The following is an 18,604-nucleotide window of genomic DNA, read 5'->3' on the forward strand; positions in this document are numbered from 1 at the left end:
CGAGTGTGCCAGTCTGTCCGTTGAGGTTGACGCATACGGGGTATCCACCCGACACCGGGAACCGAACGGCGTGCGAAAGCCTCTTACACGGGGTGATGGGCGCGTCCGACGCGCCTCGGTCAGGCGTCCGCGACGTACGCCTGCGATGGGAGGTGCGTCTGTGAGCCACCGGTCGGCCATGGAGGACGAGTTCCGCGAGTTCGTGACCGCACGTTCGGCTGCCCTGCTGCGCACGGCATACCTGCTGGCCGGTGACTGGGCCACCGCGGAGGACCTGCTGCAGACGGCGCTCACCAAGACGTACCTGGCGTGGAAGCGCCTGGGTCAGATCGAGGCGGTGGAGCCGTACGCCCGCCGGGTGCTCGTGAACACCGCGACCAGCTGGTGGCGGCGACGCTGGCACGGCGAGCGACCCACCGAATTCCTACCGGAACGGGCCGCACCGGACAATCTCGAAGAGCAGCTCGAGCGCGATGTGATGTGGAAACATGTCAAAGCTCTTCCGGCACGACAACGCGCCGTGCTGGTCCTGCGTTTCTACGAGGACATGTCTGAGGCGCAGACAGCCGCGATGCTGCAGATCTCGCCCGGGACCGTGAAGAGCCAGACCTCACGGGCGCTCGGGACGCTGCGGTCGCGGCTGGCAGCCGAGGGAATCACCGGCAGGTTGCCGGCCGCGCAGGCGGCGGAGCCGGCGGTCCCGAAGCAGCGGGCGGGCACGGTCGCCACGGAATCGCTCGACCTGCCGGTCGGCGAGGTCACCCTGACGGCTGAGCCCACCCCGGTCGCGGCACCCGTGGTGCCGTCGCCTCGGCGGGAAGCTGTTCGACCGGCCCGCGTGCCGGTCGGCCAACCTGGGCGGTGACCATGCTTGAGGACGAGCTGCGTGAGATGTTCGCGGCTCGCGCGCAGACCCTGCCTGCCGCCGCCGACCCGGCCGGCCGCGCCATCCGACAGGCGCGCCGGACGACCCGGCGACGGCGCACGGCGACCGGCACGATGACGGTGTTCGCCTTCGCGACCGTGCTCGGCGGCGCCGTGGCGGCGCAGGGGCTCGGTGCCGCGGCGACGACGGCCGCGGACCCGAACCGGGTCACCTTCCAGAACCTCTTCGGCGGGGAGGCTCCCGTCGCCGCCCGCCAGACCCAGCTGCCGACCATGGACCTGCCGGTCGACCTGCTCGTCGGCCAGCAGCTGTGGACCGCCGACGGGCAGCGAGTGGACCTCGACCACGACGGTGACGTCTCCAAGATCGCCAGGGTGCCGGACGGCTGGGTGTACTCCGACTCCAGCACGGTGCGCCTGCTCCCCAACAGCGCCGGTGGGACGGTCACGCTGTCCGGCCAGGGCGAGTGGGCGGTGAGCCACGACGGCACCCGGGTCGCCACCAACGACCAGGGCACGCTGGCGGTCACCAAGGTGACCGGGGACGACCGGGGCACCACGCTCGCGTCGACGCCGGTGCCCGAGAACGCCGCCCCGGTCACCTTCTTCGGCGACCGTGTGGTCGTGTCCAGCGAGAAGGGCTTCGACTACTGGAGCGCCGAGGCGCCCTCGAAGTACAAGGACACCTGGAACGCCGAGCTGCTCGCCGTGTTCGGCGGCGCCGCGGCCAACGTGGCGGTCGGCATCGTGCGCGGCAAGGGCGAGCTGCTGTGCCTGGTCGACGTCACCGCGGTCAAGAACGGCCTGAAGATCGGCGCGCAGCTGGGCTGCGGCGACCTGGTCGGCAAGGCGCTGGTCAAACTCCACGCGGCGCTCTCTCCCGACGGCCGGCTGCTCGCCGTGGCCTCGCCGAGCGGCCTGCAGATGATCGACCTGGACCGGGCCCGCATCGAGGCGGCGGCGAACAGCGGCAAGAAGCAGCCAGAGGCACAGGCACAGGCGCAGGCCCAGGTCCAGGCGCTGGTGCTCCGGGCGGACTGCCCGATCACCGCCGTCGACGCCGTGGTCTGGTCGGGCAACACGACCGTGGTGACGCAGACCGAAGGTGGCGGCATCTTCGCCTGCAAGAGCGACGGCACCAAGCTGCAGGTGGCACTGCCCCCGGACGTCCAGCCCGGCTGGACGATGATCCCTTCGTACGGCGCCGGCAAGTGACGATCGACCTGCACCTGCACTCCACCGCGAGTGACGGCACCACTCCTCCTGACGAGTTGATGCGCCTGGCCGGCGCGGCGGGGCTGCGGGTGGCCGCGCTCACCGACCACGACACCACCGCCGGCTGGGCGGCCGCCGCGCAGGCGCTGCCGCCCGGCCTGACCCTCATCCGAGGGGCCGAGCTGAGCTGCCGCTGGCACGGCGAGGGCGAGTCCATCGCCCTGCACATGCTGGCCTACCTGTTCGACCCGGCCGACCCCGCGCTGGTCGCGGCGCTGGCCCGGGTCCGCGAGTCGCGGCTGGGGCGCGCCGAGCGCATGGTCGCGCTGATGCGGGCCGACGGCATCGACGTGGACTGGGCCGACATCCTGGCCCACGCCGACGGGGGCACCGTCGGCCGGCCTCACCTGGCCGCCGCGCTGATCCGAGCCGGGCTCGTCGCCGACACGCGGGAAGCGTTCGGCCCGCGCTGGCTCGGCAACGGCAGCCCGTACCGGCTGCCCAAGGAGGACCTCGACGTGTTCGAGGCGCTGCGCCTGGTCAAGGCTGCGGGCGGGGTGACCGTGTTCGCCCACCCGCGCGCTTCGGCCCGCGGGCGAGTCGTGCCCGAGGAACTGTTCGGGCAGCTCGCGGCAGCCGGGCTGGACGGCCTGGAGGCCGACCACCACGACCACAGCCCGGCCGAGCGCGCCGAGGTGCGCCGCATCGCCGCCGAGCTGGGCCTGTTCACCACCGGCAGCTCGGACTTCCACGGCACCCACAAGAAGGTGCGCATCGGCGAGTTCACCACGGCCCCCGAGGCGCTGGATCGGATCGTCGCCGGTGCGACGGGCGCCACCCCGGTCACGGGAGTCGCCGGATAACCCTTGCCGGTCGTGCTATGCATCCGGTGTGGATTGGAAGTTCTTCGGCGAGGTCTTCGTCACCCTGCTCGTCATCACCGACCCGCCGGGAATGGTGCCCATCTTTCTCGCGCTGACCGGCGCGCTGCCCGCCCGGGACCGGCACAAGGCGGCCACGCACGCGGTCGCGCTGGCCCTGGGCGTCATCGCCGTCTTCGCGGTGGCCGGCCAGACCATCCTGGACTACCTGCACATCCAGCTGCCCGCGCTGCAGGGCGCGGGTGGGCTGCTGCTGGTCCTGGTCGCGCTGGAACTGCTCACCGGCAAGGCCGACGACCCCGACCAGCAGTCGACCTCAAACATCGCCCTGGTGCCGCTCGGCACGCCGCTGCTGGCCGGTCCCGGTGCGATCGTGGCGACGATGCTGTTCGTGCAGCGTGCCGACAGCACCGCGCAGTACGTGGCGATCGGGCTGGGCATCGTGGCGGTCATGGTCGCGGTGTGGCTGGTGCTGCGCTACTCCGGGATCATCGTGAAGGTGCTGCGGCCCGGCGGCATCGAGGTGCTCACCCGCATCGCGGGTCTGCTGCTCGCCGCGATCGCGGTCCAGCTGATGGCCGACTCGATCGGCGCCTTCGTCGAGCTGTTCACCACCGCGCACCCCTGACCGGGGCCGGTCGGGCGGAGCGGGGCACATTCCGTTCGGAATATACGCCGGCCTATCTCGTCGACTTCGATCTCGCAGGAGTCGATGAGATAGGCCGGCGTCTGTGAAGAACGGGTTCTCGGGCGAGCGGGCGGGCGGGTCGGCTCGCGCGTGTCCGACCGGGCTGGCACGATCTGCCAGGTGAGCCGAACCCCCAGCCCCCGCCGCGGCAAGGACGTCCCGGAGCAGCTCGGCTTCGACCTGATGCCCGAGCGCCTGTTCGTGTGCACCCCCAGCAAACTCTCGTCGTACGCCGACTGCCCGCGCCGCTACCGGCACACCTACCTCGACCGGCCCGCGCCGCAGAAGGGGCCCGCCTGGGCGCACAACTCGCTCGGCGCGAGCGTGCACACGGCGCTGCGCAACTGGTGGGACCTGCCGGTGGAACGGCGAGACAGCGCCGCGCTGCCGCGGCTGCTGAGGGCGACCTGGGTGCGCGAGGGCTACCGCGACGACGAGCAGGAGCGGGCGGTCTACGAGCGCGCGCTGGGCTGGCTGGAGGCGTACACCGCCGATCTGGACCCCGAGCTGGAACTGCTGGGCGTCGAGCGCACGGTGGCCGCGAAGACCGCGGTGCTGGCGCTGAGCGGCCGGGCCGACCGGATCGACGCGCGCGGCGGCGAAGCCGTGATCGTCGACTACAAGACCGGCCGCACCGGCCTGGACGCCGACGACGCACGTGGCTCGCTGGCGCTGGCGCTGTACGCGTTCGCCGCCGAGCGGGTGTTCCGCCGCCCGTGCCGCCGGGTCGAGCTGCACCACCTGCCGACCGGTACGGTGGCCGCGCACGAGCACACCCCGGAGTCGATCGCCCGGCACGTGTCCCGGGCCGAGGACACCGCGCGCGACATCGTGGCGGCGGAGAAGGCGCTGGCCGACGGCACGCCGCCGGACGAGGCCTTCCCGACCCGGCCCGGCAGCCTGTGCAGCTGGTGCGACTTCCGCAGGGTGTGCCCGGCGGGCGCGCAGGCTCCGGTCAAGGAGACCTGGGCCGCCGTGGAGACGACCCCGACCGGCCCCGTTCCTGCCTAGATCACTCGACTTGCTCGGCACCTGGGCGAATGGCGTTCCAAGATACGCACAGGTGCCAGGCAAGTCGGACGATCTTGACGGCGGCTGGTGCGGGTCAGGCCGGGGTGTCGGGGGTGCGGTCCTCGGCGGCGAGTTGCTGGCAGGACGGGCACAGGCCCCAGTAGGTGACCTCGGCCTCGTCGAGGGCGAAGCCGTGCGTCTGGCTCGGGTCGAGGCAGGGTGCCGCACCGACGGCGCAGTCCACGTCGGCGATCGCGCCGCAGCCGCGGCAGACGATGTGGTGGTGGTTGTCGCCGGAGCGGGCCTCGTAGCGGGCAGGGGAGCCGGCGGGCTCGATGCGCCGGGCCAGTCCCGCCCGGGCGAGCGCGCCGAGCACGTCGTAGACCGCCTGGGTGGAGACCGAGTCGAGGCGCTGCCGGGCCTGCCGGGTGATCTCCTCGACCTCGAGGTGGCCACCCTGCCCGAGGATGTCGAGCACGGCGAGCCGCGGCCGGGTCACCCGCAGGCCCCGCGCGCGAAGGAGAGCCTGTGGCTCGATGTCGCCGTACATGAACACCATTTCAGCAGCTAACTTGGATCTCCTCAAGAAAAGGTCCGATATACGTGCTCTGCGACACGGGCCATTCCCCCTCTGTCCCATCGACGTGGGCGGGTCTAGGCTCACCTTGACCTTGGGTACGCACCCCCGGAATCCACGTGGAGGCACAGTGTTCGAGGAACTTCTCGGCCTGCCGGCTCACCCCCTGCTCGTGCACGCCGCAGTCGTGTTCGCCCCGCTGCTGATCGCCGGCGTGGTGGTCTATTCGTTCGTGCCATCCGTGCGCCGCTACATCGGCTGGGCGGTGCTGCTGCTCGGCGTCGGCGCGCCGATCGCGCTGTGGTTCGCGCGCCAGAGCGGCGAGGCCCTGTTCACGACGCTCGTCGAGAAGGGCTACCCGCCGCAGATCCTCGCCCAGGTGGACCTGCACAAGGACTTCGGCGACGCGGCGGCCTGGGCGGGCACCCTGCTCGGTGTGCTGGCGATCGCGCTGGTGCTGTTCACGCACTCGGCCGCGAAGAAGCCGGCGACCAGCGGTTCCCGTGCCACGGGCTGGGCGCTGATCGGGCTGAACCTGCTGGCTGCCGGAGCCACCGCCTACTACGTCTTCAAGACCGGCGACACCGGAGCGCAGGCGGTCTGGAGCAGCATCTGACGGGTCAGGTCCGCCACTGCAGGCATGCGACCAGGATCAGCACGACGCCCGCGCCGATACCGAGCGCGTTGGTGAACCGGTCCGCGCGCTCCTCGGCGAGGTCGATCGCGTCGTGGTCCAGTTCGGGCAGCCGCCGCGGGGGCACGGTACGCGGGGCGACCTCCGGGTGCCAGCCCGGCGGCGGCGGCACCGCGGGCGGCGGACCGGGGTACGCCGCGGCGGCCTGCTCGGCGTCGGCCCCGTCCGCGGCCGGCGTCGGCCGGCGCCACTGATCGTCGGCGGGCCGGTTCACGAGGGCTGCTCCACTGGCAGGTGGCAGGACCGGCCGATCCTGGCTGGTCCTATGCTGCGGTGGTGAGCAGTGACGCTGTCCCCGGCGGTCGCGACGACGACCGCGTGGTGGAGTTCGACGACGAGAGTCCGGTGCTGCCGGAGCAGACCCGGGACGACACGGACCGGGGCTGGGGCGAGCGGTCGTGGAGCAACGACGACCGGCTGCGCGACGAGCGCCCGCCGCACTGGGACTGACCGCCGGCCACAGCGATGGCGGGGCTGACGCACCGCCGTACTATAGCGCGGAACCGGACATTGCGGACGTAGCTCAGGAAGCGCTGCTGCTCGCGGTCGACGACGAGGTGCTCGACGACGGGGTGCTGCTGCTCGACGAGGAGCTGCCGCCGGTGGTCGAACTGCCGGACGACGAGCTGCTCGATGTCGCGGGGGCCGTGCCGGAGCCGCTGCCGCGCGAGTCGGTGCGGTAGAAGCCGGATCCCTTGAAGACCACGCCGACCGACGAGAACAGCTTGCGCAGGGTGCCCTCGCACGTCGGGCACTCGGTCAGCGGCTCGTCCGCGAACGACTGCACGGCCTCCAGCTGGTGACCGCAAGCGGTGCAGGCGTACTGGTAGGTGGGCACGTTCCCCTCCATGATCATTGCTGGCACTCGGGTATACCGAGTGCTAATAGTGCCTGACCGCCCCGCGACGTGCCAAGTAGCTGTCGCCGATCACACTGTGCGGGTCAGCCGGGAATGCGCCGCAGGCCGCTCGGCATGAGCGCGCCGTGCACGCGCTGGTCGTGCGCCTCGGCGGGGATCCCGTCGAGCAGTTCACCGTCGTACAGCAGCGCGATCACCGGTACGCCGCCGCGTACCCGGGCCAGGGCGCGGTCGTAGCTGCCCCCACCGCGGCCGAGCCGCGTGCCGCTCCGGTCGACCGCGACCGCCGGGACCAGCACCAGATCGGCCGTGGTGATCCCCGTCACGCCGAGGCGGGGACCGGTGGGCTCGCGCAGCCCGAACGCGGCGGGCACCAGCGACTCCGGACCGGCGTAGGCGGCCCAGTCGAGATCGCGGTCGGGCCGCAGCACCGGCAGCAGCACCCGGGCCACGCCGGGCGTGGCGGCCAGCCGGTCGGGCAGCCCGGGGCCGCCGGGTTCGCCGACCATCGGCACGTACGCGCAGACGGTCAGCGCCGCACCGCGCGCGACCAGCTCCGGCAGGCGCGCGGCCAGCGCCGTGTCCGCCTCGTCGAGCGCGGCCGGGGTCAGCGCGCGGCGGGCCGCCAGCACCGCGGCGCGCAGTTCTCGCTTGGCGGGTACGGGCGTCGTCACCGGGGGGAGACCGCTCGGATCTGGCGTCGTTCAGGGTTCGTCGCGGCGGTTACTGACAAAACGGAATATTCACTCATAACGTCCTCAGGTTGTACAAGCGACGCATCCTAGTTCGATGTTCGCCGTTGACCCCGGTGACTTCACCGCCGCCGAGGGGGAAAGTGTGACACTGCGCGCCCGGCTCACCACCGCCTTCCTGGCGGTGGTCCTCAGTCCCGTCCTGCTCGGCGCGTTCTTCGTCGGCACGATGGTCAGCAAGCTGTCCCACGAGCGCGCTACCGAACGGCTGGCCGTCGCCGCCGGCTCGGTGCGCACCTCGGTCGGCTCGCTCTGCGGTCAACTGCGCGCCGTCGCCGAGGGCGTCGCCGCCGCACCGGCCGACCAGCGCCTGGCCACCGCCGAACGGATGGTCGCCGCGGGGCTCGCCGGCGGTGTGCACATCGACACCGGCGTCGACGGCGTCACCACCGCCCAGGCCCCGGCCCCGCCGTGGGCCGACTGCGCCGGGCCCGACCCGCAGGTGCGCCCGGACGCGGTGGCCGGGTTCGAGGCGCTGTCGGCCCGAGTGCCGCTGGCCGGCCCGAACGGCGAGCCGACCGGCACCGTCTCGGCCGCCCTCACCGTCGACGGCGACCTGATCCGCCGCCTGGCCCAGGCCAGCGGCGCGCAGCTGACCCTGCTGCCCGGAGCCGGTGTCCCGGCGGGAGCGCCCACCGCCGACCCCGACCTGGCGGCGGACCCCGACGGCACCCTCGGGGAACCCGGCGGCGACGCGGACGGCACGGACGGCACCGCCGACGGTGCCGACGACCCCGCCGACGACACGGGTGCGATCGGCGGCATGCCCGGCGCCGTTCCGGGTGGTATCGGCGCGATCGGCACGGGTCCGGGCGGTATCGGAACGAATGAGGCCCCCGCCGGCGCCGGAACGAACGGCCAGGCCCTTGCGGGCGCCGGGGCCAACGGCGCGGCTGCGGGCGTGGCGGCGGGGCAGCCCGGCGACCTCACCGGCGGCGCGCTGCCCGTCGACCCGACGGCTGACGGGCCCGGCAGCGCCGATGTCGCCGCTCCAGGCGGCCCGGTGGGCGAGCCGGACGCGGCTCAGGGCACCGGCGTGGCCGGGGACGAGCCGGTCGGCGGTGACTTCGGCCGCGAGGTCGACCTCGCTCCCGCTCCCGAGGAGACCGCCCCGGGCGGGCCGGTGCACACCACGATGCTCGGCGCGGACGCGGCCACCATCAGCGGGTACGCGGGCAAGCTGGGCGACGGCGCGACCGGCTCGGCCGACAACGGCCACCTGGTGGCCCGGATCGGGCCGGTGCCCGGGGAGCCGCTGCCGCTGGCCGTGTCGCTGCCCGCCCGCCCGCCGACCGGTCTCTACCTGCTGCTCACCCTCGTCGTCCTGATCACCGCCGGGGTGGCCGTGACGGTGGCCTGGTGGCTGGCGAAGACCGCGACCGAGCCCGTGGTCGAGCTGGCCGCGGCCGCCGACCGGGTGGCCGGGGGCGACCTGGACGCCCGGGTGCCGGTCCGCGGCAACGACGAGATCGGACGGATGGCCACCGCGTTCAACCACATGACCCGCGAGCTGCACACCTACGTGGCGGCGCTGACGGCCAGCCGGGACCAGCTGCGCGGGCACCTGGGCGTGCTCGGCGACACCCTGTCCAGCACGCACGACCTGGACCGCATCCTGCGGGTCATCCTGCAGACCGCCCGGCACGCCACCGGCGCGTCGGCCGGCATGGTGCTGCTGGCCGACCCGGCCACCGGCGCGCTGGTCGGCCAGTGCACCGAGGGCCTGCCCGAGCAGTGGACCACCGGCGAGCGGGGCACCCTGCGGGTGCCGTACGGGCTGGGCCTGACCGGTTCCGTCGCCGCCACCGGGGTGCCCCGGCTGGGCCGCGTCGAGCGGGACGGGCCGCGGCTGGACCCGGGCGAGCCGGACTGCCGTACGTACATGGTGGTGCCGTTCTCCGCGCCGGGGCTGGGTGAGGCGAGTTCGTTCCCGCAGCCGGGGGCGCTGCCCGCGGCACGCGGCGTGCTGGCCCTCTACGACCGGCTCGGCCGCGACGAGTTCGACGACTCCGATCTGGTCACCCTGCGCACCTTCGCCGGGCAGGCCGCGGTCGCGGTGGACAACGTGCGGGTGCACGAGGAGGCGCAGCGGCTGTCGGTGACCGACCCGCTGACCGGGCTGTTCAACTACCGCTCGCTGCGCGAGTCGCTGCGCCGGGAGTCCGAGCGGGCGGTGCGCTTCGGACGGCGGCTGTGCGTGCTGGCCCTGGACCTGGACCGGTTCAAGGAGATCAACGACACCTACGGCCACGCCGCCGGGGACGCCGTGCTGGCCGAGTTCGCCCAGCGCATCCGGTACGAGATCCGCGAGGTCGACGTGGCCTTCCGGCACGGCGGCGAGGAGTTCGTGGTGCTGCTGCCGGAGACCGACGAGGTGGGCGGCGTCGCCGTCGCCGAGCGGCTGTGCGACGCGGTGCGCCGTGAGCCGATCATCGTGCCGGCCCGGGACGGCGGCGCGGACCTCTACGTCAATGTCACGGTCTCCATCGGACTGGCCGTGCTGCCCGACCACGGGTCGCAGGGCGCCGGGGTGCTCCAGGCGGCCGACGAGGCCCTGTACGCCGCCAAGGCGGCCGGGCGCGACACCTTCCAGGTCGCGCTGCCCGGCGGGATCCTGTGCCCATCCGGCGGCGCGTCGAGCAGCCCACAAGCCCCTCGACAGGCTCGGGGCCGTTAGTCTCGCGACATGTCGGAGCACACCCCCCACGCACAAGCGCACGGTCAGCGGGCCACCAAGGCGGTCATCCCGGCCGCCGGACTGGCGACCCGGTTCCTACCGGCCACCAAGGCGGTGCCCAAGGAGTTGCTGCCGGTCGTCGACCGGCCGGTTCTGCAGTACATCGTGGAGGAGGCGTCGCGGTCGGGCATCAACGACGTCCTGCTGATCACGGGTCGCGGCAAGACCAGCATGGTCGACCACTTCGACCGACAGCCCTACCTGGAGGCGCGGCTGGAGGCCAAGGGCGACCTGGAGCGCCTGGCCGCCGTCCGCGGGACCTCGGAGCTGGCCGAGATCTACACCTGCCGCCAGGGCGAGCCGCTGGGCCTGGGCCACGCGGTCTCCTACGCCGAGTCCCACGTGGGCGACGCCCCGTTCGCGGTGCTGCTCGGTGACGAGTTCACCGAGGAGTCGCAGCCGCTGCTGCCGCAGATGATCGAGCTGCAGTCGCGCACGGGCGGCATCGTGCTGGCCTTCATCGAGATTCCGCAGGACCAGGTCAACCGGTACGGCATCGCGTCGATCGCCGACGCCGGGCCCGAGTACGCCGATGTGGACAACGTCGTGCGGGTCACCGGGCTCGTGGAGAAGCCCGCCGTCGACGAGGCCCCGAGCAACCTGGCGGTCGTCGGCCGGTACGTGCTGCCCGGCACGATCTTCGACGCGATCCGGCGCACCAAGCCGGGCAGCGGCGGCGAGATCCAGCTCACCGACGCGATGGCGCTGCTGCTCGCGGAGGGCACGCCGGTGCACGGCATCGTGTACCGCGGGCACCGCTACGACACCGGCATGCCGCTCGGCTACCTCCAGGCCGTCGTGCAACTGGCCAGCGAACGCGACGACCTCGGCCCCGCCTTCACGGCGTGGCTGAAGTCCTTCGTCGCAGGCCTCGACCGCAATGCGGGGAAGGCCTCCTGACATGACCGCCACGGTCAGGTCCACTCCGGACCCCGTCCATCTCGACGCGGCAGCCGCGGCCGAGCTGACGCCACTCGCCGACTACCTGGGCAGCGTGCTGCGCAGGCTGCGGGCGCTGCCGGCGTTGGACCTGGACCTGACCCAGGCACACGGCAACGTGCTGGCCGACAACGTGGTGGCGAGCCACCCGTACCCGGCCTTCGATCAGGCCGCGATCGACGGGTATGCGGCCCGGTCCGAGGACGTCGCCGCGGCGGCCGCGGGCCGGCCCGCCCGCCTGAACGTGGTGGGCGACCTCGCCGCGTCCAGCTGGCGGCCGGCCCGGCTCACGCCCGGCACCTGCTTCTCCGTCGCCGCCGGGGCGGCCCTGCCGCAGGCCGCAGACGTGGTGGTGCCGATCCGCTGGACCGACCAGGGCATGGCCTCGGTCGAGGTCTACCACCCGGCCAAGCGCGGTCTGGGCGTACGCCGCACCGGCGAGATCGTCGCCGAGGGCATGGTGCTGGCCCGCGCCGGGACCACGGTCACTCCCGCGCTGGTCGGGGCGTTGGCCGCCAGCGGGATCGGGCACGTCGTGGTGCGGCCCAGCCCGCGCGTCGTGATCGTGTCCACCGGCGACGAACTGGTCGAGGCGGGCCGGGTCTCGCAGGCCGGCCAGGTCGTCGACGTCAACTCGCACGCGCTGACCGCGGCCACCGCGGAGGCGGGCGCGCACGCGTACCGCGTGGGGATCTGCGACGACGACCCGGAGGCGCTGCGCGCGCTGCTGGAGGACCAGACGCTGCGCGCCGATCTGATCATCACCACCGGCGGGTCCGGCACCGGGCCGGGCGACATGGTGCGGCGCATCCTGTCACGCCGCGACGGCAGCCGCGCGGGCATGGTGACCTTCACCGACGTGTCGCTGTACCCGTGCGGCACGCTCGGCTTCGGCACCGTCGGCAGCGCCGAGGAGGTGCCGATCGTGTGCCTGCCCGGCGAGCCCGGGGCCGCGCTGATCGGCTTCGAGGTGCTGGCCCGGCCCGTGATCCAGGTGCTGGCCGGGGCCGAGCCGGTGTTCCGGCCCTCGGTGCGCGGCCACCTGCTGGAGACCGTCGCCTCGCCGGGCGGGCTGCGCGAGTTCCGGCCCGCGCTGGTCGCCGAGCGCCGCGGGGGCGGCTACACGGTGCAACCCCTGCCGGGCGGTGCCCGTACCCTGGCCGGTATGGCGGAGGCGAACGGACTTCTGGTGCTGGGTGAGCGGGTGACCAGCGCGGCCGCGGGTTCCACCGTGGACGTGCTGCTGCTGGACCGCCGGCGATGAGGGGGCAGGTCCTGCGCCTCCCGCTGTCGTGTCCCGCTGCCGCGCAGGCGATGGCATGAGCAGCGCGGTGGGGTATCCGGCGGTGCTCACCGACGGGAACGTCGTGCTGCGGCCGTACCGGCGCGGCGACGCCGGGCAGTGGGTCGAGGTGCGCACCTACAACGAGGCCTGGCTGCGGCAGTGGGAGGCCACCCCGCCCGCGCCGTGGGCCGAGCTGAACTCGACCGCCGCGTTCCACATGATCCGGCGGGCCATGCGCAAGGGCGCCCGCCAGGGCGAGTCGATGCCCTTCGCGATCTGCGTACGCGAGCAGGGCCGTGAACGCCTCGTCGGGCACATCAACCTGGGCAGCATCGTGCGCCGGGCGTTCTCGTCGGCGTACTGCGGCTACTGGATCGACTCGCGGGTGGCCGGGCGCGGCATCATGCCCACGGCGCTCGCGCTCGTCGTCGACCACGCGTTCGGGCCGGGCCGGCTGCACCGGGTCGAGGTCAACATCCGGCCGGAGAACAAGCCCAGCCGCCGCGTCGTGGAGAAGCTCGGCTTCCGCGAGGAGGGTTACCACCCTCACTACATGTTCATCGACGGCGCTTGGCGTGATCACATCGGATACGCGCTGACCTGGGAGGACGTCGCTACCGACGGCGGCCTGATGGCTCGTTGGCGGCGTCGGCGCGGCTGAACCCGACTTCACCTTCGTACGGTGTGGCGTTGTGCGATCACGTGATCACGAACGTAGGCTCCCCTCACTGGAAGTCTTACGGTGGCCGATCGATAGGCCGGTCACCGCACTACGGGTGTGACGGGAGGGGTGAGGGTGCCGACCTCGGTGCTCCTCGCCGTCCTCGCCGCTGCGGGCCTGCTCGCTCTCGCCCCGGCGCTGGTGCGCCGGTACGACGCCACCGAGCGGCTGGTGGCGGAGCGGGCGATCTCTACCGCGCGGGTGCTGTCGCGCCGGCGCCGCCGCCGCACGGTGCCCGGCCGCCGCCCGATCCGGCCGCCCCGGGCACTGTGCACCGCCCCCGTGTCCGCCCCGTCCTCCTCCGGCAAAGGACCGTCCCGCACCCCGCTGCGGCTCGTCGGTCAGGGTGAGCGGGCCAAGGCCAAGCCCCACCGCCGGCACCGCCCCGCCGTGTACCGCCGCCGGCGGCTGCTCGCCGGGCTGGTGCTGCTGAACCTGGTGCAGCTGGCCGGCGTCGCGCTGGTCAGCCCCGGCTTCCTGATCAGCGTGTCGGTGACCGGCTCGATGCTGCTGCTGTACGTCGCCCACCTGCGTGGGCAGGCCCTGCGTACGGCGCGCCGCCGCCGCGCCGAGGAGCGGCAGGCGCAGTGGCTCGCCGAGCAGCAGGCGCAGGTCCGCCTCGCCCAGCGGCGGCGCGCGCAGGCCCGCCGCGAGGCCGCCCGGCTTCTCCAGGAGGAGCTGCTGCGGGCCCAGGAGCAGTTGGCGGCCCTGCAGGCCCAGGCCGAGTCCCTGGCCGCCGAGGCACCTCCGCCGCCGCGCGTGGCCACCATCTCCTACCGCGGCCGCCAGGGCGGCGTACGCGGCAAGCCGTACCACGCGGGCCCCGCCGCCTGAGGCCGTGCCGCGGGCCGGCGCCGTGGGCCGGTGCAGCGGCAAGATCGCTGTTTGCGGTCAGGATGTGGGGTCCGACCCGAGGTTCTGCCCTGAAACGGCGATCTTCAGTGGGCGACGCCGCGCGCCGGACGGAGTGGGGACGCGGCAGGCGGGACGTGACGCGCGACGCACGGGGTATGGATTCGCGATCGTCCGGCGGACCTGCTAACCTTGGCCGGTCCGTGAAACGGACCAACTCGGGGACGTGGCGCAGCCCGGTAGCGCACCTCGTTCGCATCGAGGGGGTCAGGGGTTCGAATCCCCTCGTCTCCACCCGAGAAAGCCCAGCTCATAAGAGCTGGGCTTTCGTCATTTCCGGGTGTGGTGGAACCCAAGAACGACGAAGGCCCGCGGCGGCTCACCACGGGCCTTCGGGAGGCGCTCCGCCGTCAGATCCAGCGGTTGCCCAGGAACATGCGGTGCTGCCAGTCCACGTACGGGATCGACTGGCCCGTGTAGATCGGGTAGAAGAACGCGAACATGATCACGACTAGCAGCACGTACGCGCCGAGCGCGATCGAGCCGATGAGCTGCCTGTTCTCGTCCTGCGGCAGGCCCGGCGGCGAGGTGAGGATCGCCCCGAAGACGAACACCACGGCCAGGATCAGGAACGGCTCGGCCGGCATGGCGTAGAAGTAGAACATCGTGCGGTGCGGGAAGAAGAACCACGGGATCAGCGCGGCGGCCGTCATCGCCAGGATCGCCCCGGCCCGCCAGTCGCGGCGCGCGATGCCGAACCACAGCGTCGCGCCCAGCGCGGGCAGGAAACTCCACCACAGCAGCGGCGTGCCCAGCAGCAGCACCTCAGCCGCGCACTGGTCCACCCCGCAACCCGGGTCCCCGGACCAGTAGAAGGCCACCGGTCGGCCCAGCAGCAGCCACTGGATGGGCGCCCATGCCCCCTCGGACTGGTACGTGTGCTCCGAGCTGAGGCCTTCGTGGAAGTTCAGCGCCTCCTGGTGGTAGTGCAGCAGGCTGCTGAACCAGTTCGGCGACCAGGTCCGGTAGTAGCCGCCGTCGGTGAAGATCCAGCCGCTCCAGGTCGCCAGGTACACGCCCAGCACGATCGGGATGCAGGCGAGGATCCACAGGCCCTCGTCGAGGATGGTGTCGATGATGGGGTGGCGCACCCCGGCACTGCGCCGGGCGCCCACCTCCCACCAGATCACCAGCAGCACGACCACCGGCAGGAACGCCAGCGCCGACCACTTCACGGCCAGGGCGCAGCCCAGCAGGGCCGCCGCCGCCAGCCGCCACCACGGCACCGCGAACGGCGGCCGGTTGTCCCGGCCCCGCCCGTGCGGGTTTCCGCCGCCCTCGATGAAACGCAGCCAGCGCAGGCGGCGCTGATCCCGGTCGAGGACCAGCGCGCCGAACGCGGCCAGCACGAAGAACATCAGGAACAGGTCAAGCAGCGCGGTGCGCGACAGCACGAAGTGCATGCCGTCGAACGCCATCAGCAGGCCCGCCGCGCAGCCCAGCACCACCGAGCCGAACATGCGCATGGCGATGCGGGTGAACATCAGCACCGAGATGGTGCCGAACACCGCCGCCGACAGCCGCCAGCCAGCCTCGTTGTAGCCGAGGACCTGCTCACCCAGTCCGATGATCCACTTGCCGAGCGGCGGGTGCACGACGTAGCCGGCGGTGCCGTTCTTCTCGTCCCACTCGAACCCCTTCTCCCACAGCCAGTGGGCGTCGGTGGCGTAGTAGGTCTCGTCGAAGATCTTGCCGGGCGGCTTCGCCAGGTTGTAGAGGCGCAGCACGCCCGCGAGGAAGGTGACCGCCAGCGCGGCCAGCCACGCGTACGGGTTCAGCCGCTGCTCCAAGGGCAGCAGCCGACGCCGAACGACATTGAGCACGTGCGGCTCGGAAGTGATGGGCGCCTGCGGGGGCGCCGTCGCCGTCTGGGTCACGCCAAGGATCGTAGGCTGAAAAACTCGGAATCCGTCGCCTCAGTTCGCGGTGATCGGCAAAAGAACGCATCGAAGGCAGGGACAGATGGCGGAACTCACCGGGCTGGTGCTGTGCGGCGCGCCGCTGGGCAACCCCGCGGACGCCTCGGCGCGGCTGCGCCAGGTGCTCACCGAGGTGGACCTGGTCGCGGCCGAGGACACCCGGCGGCTGCTCCGGCTGGCCCGCGACCTCGACATCGTGATCCCCGGCAAGATCGTCTCGTACTTCGAGGGCAACGAGGAGCGGCGTACCCCCGAACTGGTCGAGGCGATGCGGGACGGGCAGCGGGTGGCGCTGGTGACCGACGGCGGCATGCCCAGCGTCAGCGACCCCGGCTACCGGCTCGTCGCGGCAGCGCTCGCGGCCGGGCTGCCCGTCACCTGCGCCCCCGGCCCCAGCGCGGTCACCACGGCGCTGGCGCTGTCCGGGCTGCCCTGCGACCGGTTCTGCTTCGAGGGCTTCCTGCCGCGCAAGGGCGGCGAGCGGCGCGCCCGGCTGGCCGCGCTCGCGGCCGAGGAGCGCACCCTGGTCTTCTTCGAGTCCACCCACCGCATCCAGGACACCCTCGCCGACCTGGTGGCGGCGTTCGGCGGCGACCGGGCCGCCGCCCTGTGCCGCGAGCTGACCAAGACCTACGAGGAGGTACGCCGCGCGCCGCTGGCCGAGCTGGCGGAACTGGCAGAGTTCCGGGGTGAGATCACCCTGGTCGTCGCGGGCGCGGTGCCCGACACCACCCGCCCGACCGACGAGCAGCTCATCGCCGAGGTCGCCGCGCACGTGGCCGAGGGCATGTCCCGCCGCGACGCCGCCGCCGCCGTGGCCGCCGCCCACCGCCTCCCCAAACGCGACGTCTACGACCTCTCCACCCGCCGCTGACCCCATCCGCCGGCCCTCGGCCCGGTCCGCCGACCCCGCTCTGAACAGACGTTGGCCTATTACATCGAGCGCGAGCCACGAAAACTCGATGTAATAGGCCAACGTCGATGCAAATCGAGGTGCGGCGGTGCGGGACGGGCGGCGGGTCAGAAGGTGGCGGCGAGGAAGCCGATGGTGACGAGGAGGGGGCCGGCGAAGGCGAGGCCCACGGCGGCGAGGCGTTCGCGGGGCTCCGGCAGGCGCAGGGCGCCGGTGGCGAAGACGATGGCGACCGAGCAGAGCAGCACGATCGACAGCCCGACGATCCAGCGCAGGTGCAGGCCGCCGGTGCCGTTGGTGACGTACGCCCGGTGGCTGTTCGCCCCGACGATGCGCGCCGGGGCGCTCAGGCCCTCGGCCTGCCCGGGCGGGCCGAACACGTCGACCGAGACGGCGGTGAAGTCGCGCGCCGGGGTGGCGAACTCGCCTACGCAGCGCTGCAGCAGCCCGCTGCCCGCGCAGCCGGTGACGGTCAGGGTGCCGGTCTTGCCGTGGCCCATCGCGAGCCACAACGGCTCCGCGCTGACCCAGCTGAAGAACGCGGCGACCAGCGCGAACAGGATCAGCAGCGGCATCGCGACGACGGTACGCCGGGGTGCGCGCGGCGGCCGCGCCCGCTTGCGTTTCGGGGCGTCCTCCTGCCGGGCGCGACGGCCGCCGCGCAGCCGCGGGTCGATCCAGCTCTCCCGGGGGACCTCCTGCACCGGCATGGTGAACGCCTCGGTGGGCGCGGCGTACCCGGTGGCCTGCGGCTGAGCGGCTCCGGCCGACACCGGCCGCTGCGCCCCGGGTGGCGCGGGGATGGTGGGCGGATAACCGGGCACGGAACCGTCGACGGCGTCCGGCAGGTCGGCGTGCCAGTCGTCCTCGGCCAGGTCGATCGTCACGGCGTCCCGCGCCGCCCGCCCCGGCCGGCCTTGAGTTACGGCGTCGACGCCCCGGCCGAACGCGGCCGGGGGCGGGTCGTCATCCAGGGCGTACTGGTCGAACGGCTCGTCGGGGTCGGGGCGGGGCGTCGGCTCGCCGAGCCAGGACGGGTTCGTGCGGCCGTGTTCGGGCAGGTCCAGGTCGAAGCGGCCGGTCGGCTCGCCGAGCCAGGCCGGGTGTATACGCTGTGCGGGCTCCGGGGCATGTAGGGACTCCATGGCGCGGGTGGGCTCGACGGCCTGGGTGGGCTCGACGGCCTGCACGGGCGTCGCGGGTGTCGCGTCAGCGGCCGGGTCCGGATCCGCGGGTGCGCTGTCCACGTGCTGCGGCGATGCCTCGCAGTCCGGCTGCTCCGCGTCGGGCGCCTGCGGCACCTGGCCGGGCGTCTGCGGCACCTGGCCGGGCGTCTGCGGCACCTGGCCGGGCGTCTGCGGCACCGGGTCGGCCGCCTGCGGTGCCGGGTCGGGCGTGGCGGCCCGGCGCGACGGGGGCGCTTCGTCGGGGCGGCGCCACGGGGCGTCCAGGTCGGTCGGCAGGGCCACCAGGCCCGGTGGGGGCGGCGCGATGAGCGTGCCGGACCGGACGGGCCGGGAGGGGTGGGGTTCGTCGCGGCCGGGGGCCGTTCCGGGCTCGACCCGCTGGGTGGGCTCTTCGTGTGCGAGGCTGTCCACGTTATCCCTCATACCTGG

At 73.2% G+C, this 18,604-nt stretch carries 19 protein-coding genes and 1 tRNA gene; 14 read left to right on the top strand and 6 right to left on the bottom strand.

The window, feature by feature from the left end; all coding sequences use genetic code 11:
- Window positions 1–160: 160 nt before the first annotated feature.
- From AB0B66_RS31970 to AB0B66_RS31990, 5 genes are all read left to right on the top strand, one after another.
- Window positions 161–865: a SigE family RNA polymerase sigma factor gene (locus tag AB0B66_RS31970; protein ID WP_360536978.1), complete on the top strand. Its 705-nt coding sequence runs from the start codon at window positions 161–163 to the stop codon at window positions 863–865.
- Window positions 862–2,100: a hypothetical protein gene (locus AB0B66_RS31975; protein WP_360536980.1), complete on the top strand. Its 1,239-nt coding sequence runs from the start codon at window positions 862–864 to the stop codon at window positions 2,098–2,100. Before AB0B66_RS31970 ends, AB0B66_RS31975 begins: the two co-directional genes overlap by 4 nt.
- Complete coding sequence (locus AB0B66_RS31980; protein WP_360536982.1) at window positions 2,097–2,963, top strand: PHP domain-containing protein; 867 nt, start codon at window positions 2,097–2,099, stop codon at window positions 2,961–2,963. Before AB0B66_RS31975 ends, AB0B66_RS31980 begins: the two co-directional genes overlap by 4 nt.
- A 28-nt stretch (window positions 2,964–2,991) precedes the next feature.
- Window positions 2,992–3,609, top strand: coding sequence for a MarC family protein (locus AB0B66_RS31985; RefSeq protein ID WP_360536984.1), 618 nt, complete (start codon window positions 2,992–2,994; stop codon window positions 3,607–3,609).
- A gap of 243 nt (window positions 3,610–3,852) precedes the next feature.
- Window positions 3,853–4,680 (top strand): PD-(D/E)XK nuclease family protein, encoded by an 828-nt coding sequence (locus AB0B66_RS31990; RefSeq protein ID WP_360537054.1) that lies wholly within the window; start codon window positions 3,853–3,855, stop codon window positions 4,678–4,680.
- 94 nt (window positions 4,681–4,774) lie between these two features.
- Here the strand turns inward: AB0B66_RS31990 and AB0B66_RS31995 are convergent, their stop codons facing one another.
- On the bottom strand, window positions 4,775–5,239 hold the full coding sequence (locus tag AB0B66_RS31995) for a Fur family transcriptional regulator (protein WP_360536986.1): 465 nt from the start codon (window positions 5,237–5,239) through the stop codon (window positions 4,775–4,777).
- Window positions 5,240–5,387: 148 nt separating this feature from the next.
- Here AB0B66_RS31995 and AB0B66_RS32000 point away from each other — a divergent pair, with 148 nt between their 5' ends.
- Window positions 5,388–5,873, top strand: a complete 486-nt coding sequence (locus AB0B66_RS32000; protein ID WP_360536988.1) for a DUF2231 domain-containing protein — start codon at window positions 5,388–5,390, stop codon at window positions 5,871–5,873.
- A 4-nt stretch (window positions 5,874–5,877) separates the two neighbouring features.
- Here AB0B66_RS32000 and AB0B66_RS32005 read toward each other — a convergent pair whose 3' ends face one another.
- Window positions 5,878–6,165 (bottom strand): hypothetical protein, encoded by a 288-nt coding sequence (locus AB0B66_RS32005; protein WP_360536990.1) that lies wholly within the window; start codon window positions 6,163–6,165, stop codon window positions 5,878–5,880.
- A gap of 62 nt (window positions 6,166–6,227) precedes the next feature.
- Here AB0B66_RS32005 and AB0B66_RS32010 point away from each other — a divergent pair, with 62 nt between their 5' ends.
- Window positions 6,228–6,401, top strand: coding sequence for a hypothetical protein (locus AB0B66_RS32010; protein ID WP_203698702.1), 174 nt, complete (start codon window positions 6,228–6,230; stop codon window positions 6,399–6,401).
- A 73-nt stretch (window positions 6,402–6,474) separates the two neighbouring features.
- On the opposite strand, the gene AB0B66_RS32015 is transcribed toward AB0B66_RS32010, so the two are convergent.
- Window positions 6,475–6,789 carry an FmdB family zinc ribbon protein gene (locus AB0B66_RS32015; protein ID WP_360536992.1) on the bottom strand — a complete coding sequence of 105 codons (315 nt, stop codon included), beginning with the start codon at window positions 6,787–6,789 and terminating at the stop codon, window positions 6,475–6,477.
- A 104-nt stretch (window positions 6,790–6,893) separates the two neighbouring features.
- The gene (locus AB0B66_RS32020; RefSeq protein WP_360536994.1) at window positions 6,894–7,484 is read right to left on the bottom strand and encodes a 5-formyltetrahydrofolate cyclo-ligase; all 591 of its coding nucleotides are present in this window, start codon (window positions 7,482–7,484) and stop codon (window positions 6,894–6,896) included.
- 115 nt (window positions 7,485–7,599) lie between these two features.
- Between AB0B66_RS32020 and AB0B66_RS32025 the strand changes: the two genes are divergently transcribed.
- From AB0B66_RS32025 to AB0B66_RS32050, 6 genes are all read left to right on the top strand, one after another.
- Window positions 7,600–10,239, top strand: coding sequence for a diguanylate cyclase (locus tag AB0B66_RS32025; protein WP_360536996.1), 2,640 nt, complete (start codon window positions 7,600–7,602; stop codon window positions 10,237–10,239).
- Window positions 10,240–10,248: 9 nt separating this feature from the next.
- Window positions 10,249–11,199, top strand: a complete 951-nt coding sequence (locus AB0B66_RS32030; RefSeq protein WP_360536998.1) for a UTP--glucose-1-phosphate uridylyltransferase — start codon at window positions 10,249–10,251, stop codon at window positions 11,197–11,199.
- A gap of 1 nt (window position 11,200) precedes the next feature.
- Complete coding sequence (glp, locus tag AB0B66_RS32035) at window positions 11,201–12,502, top strand: gephyrin-like molybdotransferase Glp (protein ID WP_360537000.1); 1,302 nt, start codon at window positions 11,201–11,203, stop codon at window positions 12,500–12,502.
- 55 nt (window positions 12,503–12,557) lie between these two features.
- A complete protein-coding gene (locus AB0B66_RS32040) occupies window positions 12,558–13,184 on the top strand; it encodes a GNAT family protein (protein ID WP_360537002.1) in 627 nt (208 codons plus the stop codon).
- 129 nt (window positions 13,185–13,313) lie between these two features.
- Window positions 13,314–14,078: a hypothetical protein gene (locus AB0B66_RS32045; RefSeq protein ID WP_360537004.1), complete on the top strand. Its 765-nt coding sequence runs from the start codon at window positions 13,314–13,316 to the stop codon at window positions 14,076–14,078.
- Window positions 14,079–14,316: 238 nt separating this feature from the next.
- Window positions 14,317–14,390, top strand: a tRNA-Ala gene (locus AB0B66_RS32050).
- 116 nt (window positions 14,391–14,506) lie between these two features.
- On the opposite strand, the gene AB0B66_RS32055 is transcribed toward AB0B66_RS32050, so the two are convergent.
- Window positions 14,507–16,033 carry a phospholipid carrier-dependent glycosyltransferase gene (locus AB0B66_RS32055; RefSeq protein WP_360537006.1) on the bottom strand — a complete coding sequence of 509 codons (1,527 nt, stop codon included), beginning with the start codon at window positions 16,031–16,033 and terminating at the stop codon, window positions 14,507–14,509.
- An 85-nt stretch (window positions 16,034–16,118) separates the two neighbouring features.
- Between AB0B66_RS32055 and rsmI the strand changes: the two genes are divergently transcribed.
- Entirely contained in the window at window positions 16,119–16,949 is an 831-nt protein-coding gene (rsmI, locus tag AB0B66_RS32060) for a 16S rRNA (cytidine(1402)-2'-O)-methyltransferase (protein WP_360537008.1), read from the top strand.
- Window positions 16,950–17,095: 146 nt separating this feature from the next.
- On the opposite strand, the gene AB0B66_RS32065 is transcribed toward rsmI, so the two are convergent.
- Window positions 17,096–18,586 (bottom strand): hypothetical protein, encoded by a 1,491-nt coding sequence (locus AB0B66_RS32065; protein ID WP_360537010.1) that lies wholly within the window; start codon window positions 18,584–18,586, stop codon window positions 17,096–17,098.
- Window positions 18,587–18,604: the final 18 nt, after the last annotated feature.

The sequence above is a fragment of the Catellatospora sp. NPDC049111 genome (genome assembly GCF_040648615.1).
GTDB classification, from domain to species: domain Bacteria; phylum Actinomycetota; class Actinomycetes; order Mycobacteriales; family Micromonosporaceae; genus Catellatospora; species Catellatospora aurea.